Genomic DNA, 12985 nt, shown 5'->3' with positions numbered 1-12985 from the left:
TGAAAAAGCCCCTGTCACTTTGCGGTGACAGGGGCTTTTTTGTAGCCGGGAATCAGAACTGCGATTGCAGGTAATTCTCCAGACCGATCAGCTTGATCAGGCCCAACTGCTTTTCCAGCCAGTAAGTATGATCTTCTTCGGTGTCGGCCAACTGCACCCGCAGAATCTCGCGAGTGACATAGTCGTTGTGCTGCTCGCAGAGCTGAATGCCCTTGCAGAGCGCGGCACGCACCTTGTATTCAAGGCGCAAGTCGCTGGCGAGCATCTCGGGCACCGTGGTGCCGGTGTCCAAGTCGTCGGGACGCATACGCGGCGTGCCTTCGAGCATCAGGATACGGCGCATCAGTGCGTCGGCGTGCTGCGCCTCTTCTTCCATTTCGTGGTTGATACGTTCGTAGAGCTCGGTAAAGCCCCAGTCTTCGTACATGCGCGAATGGATAAAATATTGGTCACGAGCTGCCAGTTCGCCCGTCAGCAACGTGTTGAGGTAATCGATTACGTCGGGGTGACCTTGCATCGCCCTACATCTCCCTGCTTGAAAGACTGTAGTTTGAACCATGATGACCCGGAGGTCACGGGGCCATCGGCAGAAAAGTGAAGATATTCTTGGAAAAGTGGCGGAAATAACGCAAAAACCGCCCTAATGAGGGCGGTTCTGCTTCTCGTTTAGAGTCAGCTAAGCGTTACGCCCAGCGCGGTCGCAATACCTTGGCCGTATGCAGCATCGGCTTTGAAGAAGTGCTGCAGTTGGCGCTGAACCACATCGCTGCTGACACCGGCCATAGCGCCGGCAATGTTGTTGATCAACAGCGCCTTCTGCACGGGATCCATCAAGCGGTACAACTCACCTGCGTGGCTGTAATAGTCCGTGTCTTCACGATGATCGTAGCGAGTTGCCGCTCCGCTCAATGCCAAGGCTGGCTCCGCGTACTGTGGCGCCTGTTTAGGTGTGTCGGCGTAACTGTTTGGCTCGTAATTGGGTGTAGCACCGCCGTTGGGGCCAAATGTCATTGAACCGTCCCGCTGGTTGGTGTTCACCGGACTGCGAGGGGCGTTCACCGGCAATTGCTGGTGGTTGGTACCAATACGGTAGCGATGGGCATCAGCGTACGCAAAGACGCGGCCTTGCAGCATGCGGTCTGGCGAGAGGCCGACGCCAGGCACCATGTTGCTTGGCCCAAACGCCGCCTGCTCGACCTCTGCGAAGAAGTTCTGCGGGTTGCGGTTCAGCTCCAACTCACCTACCTCGATCAACGGAAACTCCTTCTGCGACCAGGTCTTGGTCACGTCGAAGGGGTTCTCATAATGCGCATCGGCCTGAGCCTCGGTCATGATCTGAATGTTGACACTCCATTTCGGAAAGTCACCGCGCTGGATCGCACCGAACAGATCACGCTGGGCGTAATCGGGGTCGCTACCTGCCAGGCGCTCAGCCTCAGCCGGTGTCAGGTTTTTGATGCCCTGCTTGGTTTTGTAGTGCCACTTCACCCAGTGACGCTCGCCTGCGGCGTTGATCAGGCTGTACGTGTGGCTACCGAAGCCGTGCATGTGGCGGTAGCCGTCTGGCGTGCCGCGGTCCGAAAACAGAATCGTAATCTGGTGCAGCGCCTCGGGCGAGAGCGACCAGAAGTCCCAGATTGCCTGGCCACTTTTCAGGTTGGTCTGCGGCAGGCGCTTTTGGGTGTGAATGAAGTCTGGAAACTTCATTGGGTCGCGGATGAAGAACACGGGAGTGTTGTTACCTACGATGTCCCAGTTACCTTCTTCGGTATAGAACTTAAGGGCAAAGCCGCGGGGGTCGCGATCGGTATCAGCTGAGCCGCGCGAACCGCCTACGGTTGAGAATCGCAGGAAGATAGGCGTTTGCTTACCTACCGACTCAAACAGTTTGGCACGGGTGAATTGGGTGATGTCCCTGGAGACGGTGAACGTACCGTAAGCGCCAGAACCCTTGGCGTGCACGCGGCGCTCGGGGATGTTTTCCCGGTTGAAATGCGCAAGCTTTTCGATGAGGTGGAAATCGTCGAGGAGTAACGGGCCGCGGGGGCCAGCAGTACGGGAGTTCTGGTTATCGGCAACGGGCGCACCGCTGGCGGTAGTAAGAATTTTGTTCATGCTCAAACTTCCTCAGGTCAGTCTAGGAACTGCCGGCGTATCGGCTTGGAGGGAGTATTGACCATCAAGAAGACACCATCAAATTCATTAAATCATGGACTTTGATAGAGAATAACTAACGAAACATCAGCGCAAATAGCTTCGGTTAAATCAGGCAACCGGCAGTGACTTGAGGAGAATAGACGCTTTTTATTGCGCCCACAAAAAACCGGGCGCTAGGCCCGGTTCTTCGTTGCAGACTGTCGTCTTACTCGGCGCTTACAGCTTCGCCGGCAGTAGCACGATCAACCAACTCGACGTACGCCATAGGCGCGTTGTCGCCAGTGCGGAAGCCGCACTTGAGGATGCGCAGGTAGCCACCCTCACGGGTAGCGTAACGCTTGCCCAGGTCGTTGAAGAGCTTACCAACGATAGCTTTCGAACGAGTACGGTCGAAAACCAAACGGCGGTTAGCCAGACTGTCTGTCTTGGCCAAAGTGATCAGCGGCTCAGCAACGCGACGCAGTTCTTTAGCTTTCGGCAGTGTAGTTTTGATCAGCTCGTGCTCGAACAGCGACACCGCCATGTTTTGAAACATGGCCTTGCGGTGCGAGCTGGTACGGCTCAGGTGACGACCACTTTTACGATGACGCATGGTTCATTCCTTACCAAACTCACGTTCGGTGATTACGACGATCAGGCAGTCGCCTTGTCGTCCTTCTTAAGACTTGCAGGCGGCCAGTTGTCGAGGCGCATGCCGAGGGACAGACCGCGGGAGGCCAGAACGTCCTTGATTTCAGTCAAGGATTTCTTGCCCAGGTTCGGAGTCTTCAACAGTTCTACTTCGGTGCGCTGAATCAGATCGCCGATGTAGTAAATGTTTTCCGCCTTAAGGCAGTTAGCCGAACGTACAGTCAGTTCCAGATCGTCAACCGGGCGAAGCAGGATCGGATCGATCTCGTCTTCCTGCTCGATTACCACTGGTTCGCTGTCACCTTTGAGGTCGACGAACGCAGCCAACTGCTGTTGCAGAATGGTTGCAGCGCGGCGGATAGCCTCTTCAGGATCCAGAGTACCGTTGGTTTCCAGATCAATAACCAGCTTGTCCAGGTTAGTACGCTGCTCGACACGGGCGTTTTCCACCACGTATGCGATACGGCGAACCGGGCTGAACGAAGAGTCAAGCTGCAAGCGACCAATGCTGCGGCTTTCGTCTTCATCGCTCTGACGCGAGTCGGCCGGTTCATAACCACGACCACGAGCTACGGTGAGCTTCATGTTCAGGGCGCCGTTAGACGCCAGGTTAGCGATTACGTGATCGGGATTAACGATCTCGACATCATGATCCAGCTGAATATCGGCAGCGGTAACCACCCCCGAACCCTTCTTCGACAAGGTCAGCGTAACTTCGTCACGGCCGTGCAGCTTGATAGCCAGACCTTTAAGGTTCAACAGGATTTCAATTACGTCTTCCTGTACACCTTCGATGGCGCTGTACTCGTGGAGCACACCGTCAATCTCGGCCTCGACTACTGCACAGCCGGGCATTGAGGACAACAGGATGCGGCGCAGCGCGTTGCCCAGGGTGTGGCCAAAACCACGCTCGAGAGGCTCGAGAGTGATCTTGGCGCGGGTTGGACTGACAACCTGCACATCAATGTGGCGGGGTGTCAGGAACTCATTTACCGAAATCTGCATGGATGCACCTATTTTCTAGCCCTTACTTGGAGTAGAGCTCGACAATCAGGCTTTCGTTGATGTCGGCGGACAGATCACTGCGAGCAGGAACGTTCTTGAAAACGCCCGACTTCTTCTCAGTGTCTACTTCTACCCATTCTACGCGGCCACGTTGGGCACACAGATCGAGAGCTTGGACAATGCGAAGTTGGTTTTTTGCTTTCTCGCGAATCGCGACCACGTCACCAGCACGAACCTGGTAAGACGGGACGTTAACGGTTTGGCCGTTTACGCTGACGGATTTGTGCGATACCAGCTGACGGGATTCGGCACGAGTCGAACCAAAGCCCATACGGTATACAACGTTGTCCAGACGGCATTCGAGCAGTTGCAGCAGGTTTTCACCGGTTGCACCTTTCTTGCCAGCAGCTTCTTTGTAGTAGCCGCTGAACTGACGCTCGAGAACGCCGTAAATACGACGGACCTTCTGCTTTTCACGCAGTTGGGTGCCGTAATCGGACTGGCGACCGCGGCGTTGGCCGTGGATACCAGGTGCTGCTTCAATGTTGCACTTCGATTCGATCGCGCGCACGCCGCTCTTCAGGAAGAGATCGGTGCCTTCGCGACGAGCGAGTTTGCATTTTGGACCAATGTAACGAGCCATTCTTTACAATCTCCTGGATTACACGCGGCGCTTCTTCGGCGGACGGCACCCGTTGTGCGGGATTGGCGTCACGTCGGTGATGCTGGCGATCTTATAGCCACAGCCGTTCAAAGCACGGACAGCAGACTCACGACCTGGACCTGGACCTTTGACGTTGACGTCGAGGTTTTTCAGGCCGTATTCCAGCGCAGCTTGACCAGCACGTTCAGCAGCTACTTGAGCAGCAAACGGGGTGGACTTGCGGGAACCGCGGAAACCCGAACCACCGGAGGTAGCCCAAGACAGCGCGTTACCTTGACGGTCGGTAATGGTCACGATTGTGTTGTTAAAAGAAGCATGGATGTGGGCGATGCCATCAACCACTGTCTTTTTAACTTTTTTACGAGGACGAGCAGCAGGTTTTGCCATGATAATTTTCCTGTCGATTCGCGTGGGCGATTACTTGCGGATCGGCTTACGCGGACCTTTACGGGTACGCGCGTTAGTCTTGGTACGCTGACCGCGCACTGGAAGACCACGACGATGACGCAGACCACGGTAGCAACCGAGGTCCATCAAACGCTTGATTTTCATGTTGATTTCGCGACGCAGGTCACCTTCAGTGGTGAACTTCGCCACTTCGCCACGCAACAGCTCAATCTGCTCGTCGCTCAGATCCTTGATCTTAGCAGCTGGGTTTACCCCAGCGACCGCGCAAATGTTCTGCGCGGTAGTGCGACCAACACCATAGATGTAGGTCAGCGAGATAACAGTGTGCTTGTTATCTGGAATGTTAACGCCTGCAATACGGGCCATTCAGTGGGACTCCAATTGACAGCTACCTACGCCCCGGAAGCCAAGAAATAGGGCGCGAGATAATATCGCTGTAATAACAAATAATCAACCCGGCAGCGCACTAGCTGCCGGGCTTCAAGCGGATCACACTCAGCCTTGGCGCTGTTTGTGACGCGGTTCCGCGCTGCAAATTACTCGAACAACACCTTCGCGGCGAATAATCTTGCAGTTACGGCACAGCTTTTTCACCGATGCACGAACTTTCATCACCAACTCCTCGAACCTTATGGGTACTCAGCGCAACATGCCGCTGCCGTAACCCTTCAGGTTGGCTTTCTTCATCAGGGATTCGTACTGGTGCGAAACGAGGTGCGATTGTACTTGGGACATGAAGTCCATCACAACCACGACCACGATCAGCAACGAGGTCCCGCCAAGGTAGAACGGTACGTTTGCTGCAACCACCAGGAACTGGGGAAGCAAACACACGGCCGTCATATATAGAGCACCGAACAGGGTCAAACGTGTCAGAACGCCATCAATGTAGCGTGCCGACTGCTCACCTGGACGGATACCCGGAATAAAGGCACCGGACTTCTTCAGGTTCTCCGCTACGTCTTTCGGATTGAACATCAACGCCGTATAGAAGAAGCAGAAGAAAATAATCCCTGCACTAAACAGCAGAATATTCAACGGCTGACCAGGAGCGATCGACTGAGAGAGGTCCTGCAGCCAGCCCATATTTTCAGACTGACCAAACCAGGTACCCAACGAAGCCGGAAACAGCAAAATGCTGCTCGCGAAAATTGCCGGAATAACACCGGCCATATTCACTTTCAGCGGCAAGTGGCTGGTCTGCGCGGCAAAAACCTTGCGGCCTTGCTGACGCTTGGCGTAGTGAACAGCAATACGACGCTGGCCACGCTCAATGAACACCACAAAACCGATAATCGCTACTGCCAGCAAACCGATAGCAACCAAAGCGAAGATATTGATATCGCCCTGACGTGCAGACTCGAAAGACTGCCCAATTGCTCTCGGAAGACCGGCGACGATACCTGCGAAAATCAACATCGAGATACCGTTACCAACACCACGCTCAGTAATCTGCTCACCCAGCCACATCATAAACATCGCACCAGCCACAAAAGTGGATACCGCGACGAAATAGAAGCCAAAGTCACCAGTGAACGCAACACCCTGCCCTGCCAAACCAACGGACATGCCGATAGCCTGAACCAGAGCGAGGATGACAGTGCCGTAGCGGGTGTACTGGCTAATCTTGCGACGGCCAGCTTCACCTTCCTTCTTCAACTGCTCCAGCTGCGGGCTGACGGCGGTCATCAGCTGCATGATGATCGATGCCGAAATGTACGGCATGATCCCCAATGCAAAGATGCTCATCCGTTCCAGCGCGCCGCCGGAAAACATGTTGAACAAGCTAAGAATGGTCCCCTCATTCTGTCGAAACAGGTCTGCGAGTCGGTCCGGGTTGATACCTGGAACCGGGATGTGTGCGCCTATTCGGTAGACGATAATCGCCAGGAACAGAAAACGCAGACGAGCCCAAAGTTCAGACATACCGCCTTTGCCGAGCGCTGAGAGAGCACCTTGCTTAGCCATTTATTCCTCGAACTTGCCGCCAGCTGCTTCGATAGCCGAACGCGCACCTTTGGTGGCGCCGATTCCCTTGCCGATAGTGACAGCGCGAGTCACTTCACCGGACAGCATGATTTTCACACGCTGTACGTTGACGTTGATCACGTTGGCATCTTTCAGGGTCTGCACAGTAACGATGTCGCCTTCCACTTTGGCCAGCTCGGACAAACGCACTTCTGCGCGGTCCATGGCTTTCAGGGATACGAAACCGAACTTAGGCAGGCGACGATGCAGCGGCTGTTGACCGCCTTCAAAGCCTGGAGCGATGGTGCCACCGGAGCGGGAGGTTTGACCTTTGTGGCCACGGCCACCAGTCTTACCCAAACCGCTACCGATACCACGGCCCGGACGATGCTTTTCGCGACGGGAACCCGGCGCTGGACTCAGATCATTGAGTTTCATCGATTAACCCTCGACACGCAGCATGTAGTAAGCCTTATTGATCATCCCGCGATTCTCGGGAGTATCCTGGACTTCTACAGTGTGACCGATGCGACGCAGACCCAAACCCTTAACGCACAATTTGTGGTTAGGGATGCGACCGGTCATGCTTTTGATCAGCGTTACTTTAACGGTAGCCATGATCAGAAGAGCTCCTTAACAGTCAAGCCGCGCTTGGCAGCAATGGACTCAGGAGATTGCATAGCCTTCAAACCTTTGAAAGTGGCGTGAACCACGTTTACCGGGTTAGTCGAGCCGTAGCATTTGGCCAGAACGTTCTGAACGCCAGCAACCTCGAGGACAGCACGCATAGCGCCGCCAGCGATGATACCGGTACCTTCAGAAGCAGGCTGCATGTACACCTTCGAAGCGCCATGGGCAGACTTCATTGCGTACTGCAGCGTGGTGCCGTTCAGATCAACTTGGATCATGTTGCGACGAGCAGCTTCCATTGCCTTCTGGATCGCAGCAGGCACTTCACGTGACTTGCCACGGCCGAAGCCAACACGCCCTTTACCATCACCTACCACGGTCAACGCGGTGAAGGTGAAGATACGGCCGCCTTTAACGGTTTTGGCTACGCGGTTAACTTGAACCAGCTTCTCAATGTAGCCTTCGTCGCGCTTTTGGTCGTTATTTGACATAACTTAGAACTCCAGCCCAGCTTCACGAGCAGCATCAGCCAGCGCTTTAACGCGGCCGTGATACTTGAAGCCAGAGCGGTCGAAAGCCACTTGCGAGACGCCGGCGGCCTTAGCACGCGTAGCGACCAGCTGGCCAACCTTTGTGGCCGCGTCGATGTTGCCAGTGGCACCATCACGCAGTTCTTTATCCAAAGTCGAGGCGCTTGCCAGGACTTTGTTGCCGTCGGCCGAGATGACCTGGGCGTAGATGTGCTGCGACGAGCGATACACGCAGAGACGCACGACTTCGAGTTCGTGCATTTTCAGGCGTGCTTTGCGAGCGCGACGCAGTCGAGTAACTTTTTTGTCGGTCATTTGCTATGCCCTACTTCTTCTTGGCTTCTTTACGACGGACGACTTCGTCCGCGTAGCGCACACCTTTGCCTTTGTACGGCTCTGGTGGACGGAAGTCGCGGATCTCAGCGGCCACCTGACCTACCAGCTGCTTATCGATGCCCTTGATCAGGATATCGGTTTGGCTAGGGGTCTCAGCGGTGATGCCTTCCGGCAGTTCGTAATCCACTGGGTGCGAGAAGCCAAGGGCCAGGTTCAAAACCGTGCCTTTTGCTTGCGCTTTGTAACCAACACCGACCAGCTGGAGCTTACGCTCGAAGCCTTGGCTTACGCCTTGGACCATGTTGTTTACCAACGCACGCGTGGTACCGGCCATTGCGCGAGTTTGTTGATCGCCATTGCGAGCAGCGAAACGCAGCTCACCAGCTTCTTCAACGATCTCAACGGACGAATGGATGTTCAGTTCAAGAGTGCCCTTGGCACCCTTCACCGAAAGCTGTTGGCCTGCGAATTTTACTTCGACACCGGCTGGCAGCTTAACGGGGTTCTTAGCGACGCGAGACATGCTTATCCCCCCTTAGAACACAGTGCAAAGAACTTCGCCGCCGACACCGGCAGCGCGCGCAGCACGATCCGTCATCACACCTTTATTGGTGGAGACGATAGACACGCCCAGACCGCCACGAACTTTCGGCAGATCTTCAGCGGACTTGTACTGACGCAGGCCTGGACGGCTAACGCGCTTCACTTCCTCGATGACCGAACGGCCTTCGAAGTACTTCAGCTCGATGGACAGCAGTGGCTTTGTTTCGCTGCTGATCTGATAACCCGCAATGTAGCCTTCGTCTTTCAGGACTTTGGCAACAGCTACCTTCAACTTGGAAGATGGCATGCTTACGACGGACTTTTCAGCCATCTGGGCATTACGGATACGAGTTAGCATGTCCGCTAACGGGTCCTGCATACTCATGGCTAGACGCTCCTAATACAAAAAAATTAGCCTTGCGGCTACATATGTCGCCGAGAATCTCCGAGCATAAAAAACACGGGCTCAGGCGAGCCGCGTATTTTAGACACACTCCAGAAATGAAACAAGCCCCAAAAGGGGCTTGATCCAGATTCAAGGCCACCGGCGGTCAGTATCTTGCGATTCTGCCCACCGGGACGCTGAAAGTACTTACCAGCTGGCTTTAACCAGACCTGGTACGTCACCACGCATTGCCGCTTCACGCAATTTGTTACGGCCGAGGCCGAACTTGCGGTAAACGCCGTGTGGACGACCGGTCAGGCGGCAGCGGTTACGCATGCGCGAGGCGCTTGCGTCACGTGGCTGCTTCTGCAGAGCAACTGTAGCTTCCCAACGCGCTTCTGGACTTGCGTTCAGATCAACGATGATTGCTTTCAGTGCTGCACGCTTCTTGGCGTACTTGGCAACCGTGAGCTGACGCTTCAGCTCGCGGTTTTTCATGCTCATCTTGGCCATGGTCCTACTCCAATCAGTTGCGGAACGGGAATTTGAAAGCACGCAACAGGGCGCGACCTTCATCATCGTTCTTGGCAGTGGTGGTCAGGGTGATGTCCAGACCGCGGAGAGCATCGATCTTGTCGTAGTCGATTTCCGGGAAGATGATCTGCTCTTTTACGCCCATGCTGTAGTTACCACGACCATCGAAGGACTTGGCATTCAGGCCGCGGAAGTCGCGAACCCGAGGCAGGGAGATCGACAGCAGACGATCCAGGAATTCATACATACGCTCACGGCGCAGAGTCACTTTGACGCCGATCGGCCAACCTTCACGGACTTTAAAGCCAGCGATGGATTTCCGAGCGTAAGTCACAACGACTTTTTGACCGGTGATCTTTTCCAGGTCAGCAACAGCGTGCTCGATGACTTTTTTGTCGCCGACCGCTTCGCCCAGACCCATGTTCAGGGTGATTTTGGTAACGCGTGGAACTTCCATCACGTTCGAAAGCTTAAGTTCTTCCTTAAGTTTCGGTGCGATTTCTTTCCAGTAAATCTCTTTTAGTCGTGCCATGGTCTTCTACCTAGCAGTGTTCAAGCATCAACCGCTTTTTGGGTCGACTTGAAGACACGAATTTTCTTGCCATCTTCTACTTTGAAACCAACGCGGTCAGCCTTGTTGGTTTCGCCGTTGAAAATGGCGACGTTAGAAGCGTCCAGTGGAGCTTCTTTTTCGACGATACCGCCTTGCACGCCCGACATCGGGTTAGGCTTGGTATGACGCTTAACCAGGTTCAGACCACCGATAACCAGACGGTTATTAGCGAGAACCTTAAGCACCTTACCGCGCTTACCTTTGTCTTTGCCGGCGATCACGATGATCTCGTCGTCACGACGAATCTTTTGCATGTCGGATCTCCTTACAGCACTTCTGGGGCGAGCGAGACGATCTTCATGAACTTCTCAGTACGAAGTTCACGGGTCACTGGCCCAAAGATACGGGTGCCGATCGGCTCTTGCTTGTTGTTCAGAAGAACAGCAGCGTTGCCATCAAAGCGGATAATGGAGCCATCAGCACGGCGTACGCCGTGACGAGTGCGGACTACGACAGCAGTCATCACTTGGCCTTTTTTCACTTTACCGCGAGGAATTGCTTCCTTCACGGTAACTTTGATGATGTCACCGATACCAGCGTAACGACGATGGGAGCCACCCAGCACCTTGATGCACATAACACGGCGAGCGCCGCTGTTATCGGCCACATCGAGCATGGATTGAGTCTGAATCATATAATTTCTCCGACCCCTAGTCCTTAGACTTCCACAGCGCGTTCGAGAACATCAACCAGTGCCCAAGACTTGGTCTTGGCCAGCGGACGAGTTTCACGAATAGTGACTTTGTCGCCGATGTGGCACTGATTGGTTTCGTCGTGCGCGTGCAGCTTAGTCGAACGCTTAACATATTTACCGTAGATCGGGTGCTTAACGCGACGCTCGATCAAAACGGTGATGGTTTTGTCCATCTTGTCGCTGACAACACGGCCAGTCAGCGTACGGACAGTCTTTTCGGCTTCAGCCATGATCACTTACCTGCCTGCTGGTTAAGCACAGTCTTCACGCGAGCGATGTCACGCTTAACTTGCGAGAGCAGATGAGACTGCCCCAACTGGCCAGTTGCTTTCTGCATACGCAGATTGAACTGGTCGCGCAGCAGGCCGAGCAGTTGCTCGTTCAGCTGCTGTGCGGATTTTTCACGAAGTTCATTCGCTTTCATCACATCACCGTCCGTTTAACAAAGGCGGTGGCGAGCGGCAGCTTTGCAGCAGCCAGGGCAAAAGCCTCACGCGCCAGCTCTTCAGTTACACCCTCGATTTCATACAGGACTTTGCCTGGCTGAATCTGGGCTACCCAGTATTCCACGTTACCCTTACCTTTACCCATACGAACCTCGAGAGGTTTTTTGGAGATCGGCTTGTCCGGGAATACACGGATCCAGATCTTGCCGCCACGTTTAACGTGACGGGTCAGAGCACGACGCGCTGACTCGATCTGACGAGCGGTGAGACGACCACGAGCTACAGACTTCAGCGCGAACTCGCCGAAGCTGACTTTGCTACCGCGCTGAGCCAGACCACGGTTGTGGCCTGTCATCTGCTTGCGGAACTTCGTACGCTTAGGTTGCAACATTTGGCGTACCCCTTACTTAGCAGCTTTTTTACGAGGCGCTGGTGCTTGTGGTTTCAGTTCTTCTTGGCGACCACCAATTACTTCGCCCTTGAAGATCCAAACCTTTACACCGATCACACCATAAGTGGTGTGAGCTTCGTAGTTGGCATAGTCGATGTCGGCACGCAGGGTGTGCAATGGCACACGACCTTCGCGATACCATTCAGTACGTGCGATTTCAGCACCGCCGAGACGACCGCTCACTTGGATTTTGATGCCTTTGGCACCAATGCGCATGGCGTTCTGTACAGCGCGCTTCATAGCGCGACGGAACATTACACGACGCTCCAGCTGCTGAGCTACGCTCTGCGCAACCAGCATACCGTCGAGCTCCGGCTTGCGGATCTCTTCGATATTGATGTGCACAGGCACACCCATTTGCTTGGTCAGGTCCTGACGCAGTTTCTCAACATCTTCACCTTTCTTCCCGATAACGATACCTGGACGAGCGGTGTGGATGGTGATACGTGCAGTTTGCGCCGGACGATGGATATCGATACGGCTTACGGACGCGCTTTTTAGTTTGTCTTGGAGATACTCGCGCACCTTCAGATCAGCGAACAAATAGTCCGCATAAGTCCGACCGTCTGCGTACCAGACGGAGGTGTGCTCCTTGACGATTCCCAGGCGAATGCCAATGGGATGTACTTTCTGACCCATCTCTTCGACTCCGTTACTTGTCAGCAACCTTGACAGTGATATGGCAAGACCGCTTGACGATGCGATCAGCACGGCCTTTGGCACGTGGCATGATGCGCTTCAGCGAACGCCCTTCGTTGACGAAAACGGTGCTGACCTTAAGGTCATCAACGTCTGCGCCTTCGTTATGCTCGGCGTTGGCTACGGCCGACTCCAGCACTTTCTTGATGATCTCGGCGGCTTTCTTACTGCTGAAAGCCAACAGGTTGAGCGCTTCGCCCACCTTCTTCCCGCGGATCTGGTCGGCGACCAAGCGGGCTTTCTGGGCGGAGATTCGAGCGCCCGACAACTTAGCGGCTACTTCCATTTCCTA

24 protein-coding genes are annotated in these 12985 nt (G+C 54.5%); all 24 read right to left on the bottom strand.

The window, feature by feature from the left end:
- Window positions 1–52: 52 nt before the first annotated feature.
- A complete protein-coding gene (gene bfr / locus Q7C20_RS02065; protein WP_375064970.1) occupies window positions 53–517 on the bottom strand; it encodes a bacterioferritin in 465 nt (154 codons plus the stop codon).
- A 155-nt stretch (window positions 518–672) separates the two neighbouring features.
- On the bottom strand, window positions 673–2121 hold the full coding sequence (locus Q7C20_RS02060; RefSeq protein WP_375064968.1) for a catalase: 1449 nt from the start codon (window positions 2119–2121) through the stop codon (window positions 673–675).
- Window positions 2122–2362: 241 nt separating this feature from the next.
- Entirely contained in the window at window positions 2363–2749 is a 387-nt protein-coding gene (rplQ, locus tag Q7C20_RS02055; protein ID WP_017135967.1) for a 50S ribosomal protein L17, read from the bottom strand.
- A gap of 41 nt (window positions 2750–2790) precedes the next feature.
- Entirely contained in the window at window positions 2791–3792 is a 1002-nt protein-coding gene (locus Q7C20_RS02050) for a DNA-directed RNA polymerase subunit alpha (RefSeq protein WP_003176403.1), read from the bottom strand.
- Window positions 3793–3814: 22 nt separating this feature from the next.
- Entirely contained in the window at window positions 3815–4435 is a 621-nt protein-coding gene (gene rpsD, locus Q7C20_RS02045) for a 30S ribosomal protein S4 (protein ID WP_003210056.1), read from the bottom strand.
- A gap of 18 nt (window positions 4436–4453) precedes the next feature.
- Window positions 4454–4843, bottom strand: coding sequence for a 30S ribosomal protein S11 (rpsK, locus tag Q7C20_RS02040; RefSeq protein WP_002555466.1), 390 nt, complete (start codon window positions 4841–4843; stop codon window positions 4454–4456).
- A gap of 30 nt (window positions 4844–4873) precedes the next feature.
- Window positions 4874–5230, bottom strand: coding sequence for a 30S ribosomal protein S13 (gene rpsM, locus Q7C20_RS02035; RefSeq protein WP_177013738.1), 357 nt, complete (start codon window positions 5228–5230; stop codon window positions 4874–4876).
- Between the two features lie 129 nt (window positions 5231–5359).
- A complete protein-coding gene (gene rpmJ / locus Q7C20_RS02030; protein ID WP_002555468.1) occupies window positions 5360–5476 on the bottom strand; it encodes a 50S ribosomal protein L36 in 117 nt (38 codons plus the stop codon).
- A 27-nt stretch (window positions 5477–5503) separates the two neighbouring features.
- Window positions 5504–6832, bottom strand: coding sequence for a preprotein translocase subunit SecY (secY, locus tag Q7C20_RS02025; protein ID WP_071485371.1), 1329 nt, complete (start codon window positions 6830–6832; stop codon window positions 5504–5506).
- Entirely contained in the window at window positions 6833–7270 is a 438-nt protein-coding gene (gene rplO / locus Q7C20_RS02020) for a 50S ribosomal protein L15 (protein WP_003176407.1), read from the bottom strand.
- A 3-nt stretch (window positions 7271–7273) separates the two neighbouring features.
- Window positions 7274–7450, bottom strand: coding sequence for a 50S ribosomal protein L30 (rpmD, locus tag Q7C20_RS02015; protein WP_003176408.1), 177 nt, complete (start codon window positions 7448–7450; stop codon window positions 7274–7276).
- A 2-nt stretch (window positions 7451–7452) separates the two neighbouring features.
- Complete coding sequence (gene rpsE, locus Q7C20_RS02010) at window positions 7453–7953, bottom strand: 30S ribosomal protein S5 (protein WP_375064951.1); 501 nt, start codon at window positions 7951–7953, stop codon at window positions 7453–7455.
- Between the two features lie 3 nt (window positions 7954–7956).
- Window positions 7957–8307, bottom strand: a complete 351-nt coding sequence (rplR, locus tag Q7C20_RS02005) for a 50S ribosomal protein L18 (RefSeq protein WP_015886135.1) — start codon at window positions 8305–8307, stop codon at window positions 7957–7959.
- 10 nt (window positions 8308–8317) lie between these two features.
- Window positions 8318–8851: a 50S ribosomal protein L6 gene (gene rplF, locus Q7C20_RS02000; protein ID WP_003176412.1), complete on the bottom strand. Its 534-nt coding sequence runs from the start codon at window positions 8849–8851 to the stop codon at window positions 8318–8320.
- 12 nt (window positions 8852–8863) lie between these two features.
- Entirely contained in the window at window positions 8864–9256 is a 393-nt protein-coding gene (gene rpsH, locus Q7C20_RS01995; protein WP_010566853.1) for a 30S ribosomal protein S8, read from the bottom strand.
- Between the two features lie 207 nt (window positions 9257–9463).
- Window positions 9464–9769 carry a 30S ribosomal protein S14 gene (gene rpsN, locus Q7C20_RS01990; RefSeq protein ID WP_003176414.1) on the bottom strand — a complete coding sequence of 102 codons (306 nt, stop codon included), beginning with the start codon at window positions 9767–9769 and terminating at the stop codon, window positions 9464–9466.
- A 13-nt stretch (window positions 9770–9782) separates the two neighbouring features.
- Window positions 9783–10322 carry a 50S ribosomal protein L5 gene (rplE, locus tag Q7C20_RS01985; protein WP_003176415.1) on the bottom strand — a complete coding sequence of 180 codons (540 nt, stop codon included), beginning with the start codon at window positions 10320–10322 and terminating at the stop codon, window positions 9783–9785.
- Between the two features lie 20 nt (window positions 10323–10342).
- On the bottom strand, window positions 10343–10657 hold the full coding sequence (rplX, locus tag Q7C20_RS01980; protein ID WP_003176416.1) for a 50S ribosomal protein L24: 315 nt from the start codon (window positions 10655–10657) through the stop codon (window positions 10343–10345).
- Window positions 10658–10668: 11 nt separating this feature from the next.
- Entirely contained in the window at window positions 10669–11037 is a 369-nt protein-coding gene (gene rplN / locus Q7C20_RS01975) for a 50S ribosomal protein L14 (protein ID WP_002555479.1), read from the bottom strand.
- Window positions 11038–11060: 23 nt separating this feature from the next.
- Complete coding sequence (gene rpsQ / locus Q7C20_RS01970) at window positions 11061–11327, bottom strand: 30S ribosomal protein S17 (protein ID WP_003176419.1); 267 nt, start codon at window positions 11325–11327, stop codon at window positions 11061–11063.
- 2 nt (window positions 11328–11329) lie between these two features.
- Window positions 11330–11521 (bottom strand): 50S ribosomal protein L29, encoded by a 192-nt coding sequence (rpmC, locus tag Q7C20_RS01965; protein ID WP_002555481.1) that lies wholly within the window; start codon window positions 11519–11521, stop codon window positions 11330–11332.
- Window positions 11521–11934: a 50S ribosomal protein L16 gene (rplP, locus tag Q7C20_RS01960; RefSeq protein ID WP_003232424.1), complete on the bottom strand. Its 414-nt coding sequence runs from the start codon at window positions 11932–11934 to the stop codon at window positions 11521–11523. Before rplP ends, rpmC begins: the two co-directional genes overlap by 1 nt.
- Before the next feature lie 12 nt (window positions 11935–11946).
- Window positions 11947–12633: a 30S ribosomal protein S3 gene (gene rpsC, locus Q7C20_RS01955; RefSeq protein ID WP_003176422.1), complete on the bottom strand. Its 687-nt coding sequence runs from the start codon at window positions 12631–12633 to the stop codon at window positions 11947–11949.
- A gap of 13 nt (window positions 12634–12646) precedes the next feature.
- Window positions 12647–12979 carry a 50S ribosomal protein L22 gene (gene rplV, locus Q7C20_RS01950; RefSeq protein ID WP_003210077.1) on the bottom strand — a complete coding sequence of 111 codons (333 nt, stop codon included), beginning with the start codon at window positions 12977–12979 and terminating at the stop codon, window positions 12647–12649.
- Between the last annotated feature and the right edge of the window lie 6 nt (window positions 12980–12985).

This window comes from Pseudomonas sp. AMR01, assembly GCF_041946035.1.
GTDB lineage: Bacteria > Pseudomonadota > Gammaproteobacteria > Pseudomonadales > Pseudomonadaceae > Aquipseudomonas > Aquipseudomonas antarctica_B.
Note: the sequence above shows the minus strand (reverse complement) of the source record. Positions and strands in the feature narration are given on the sequence as shown.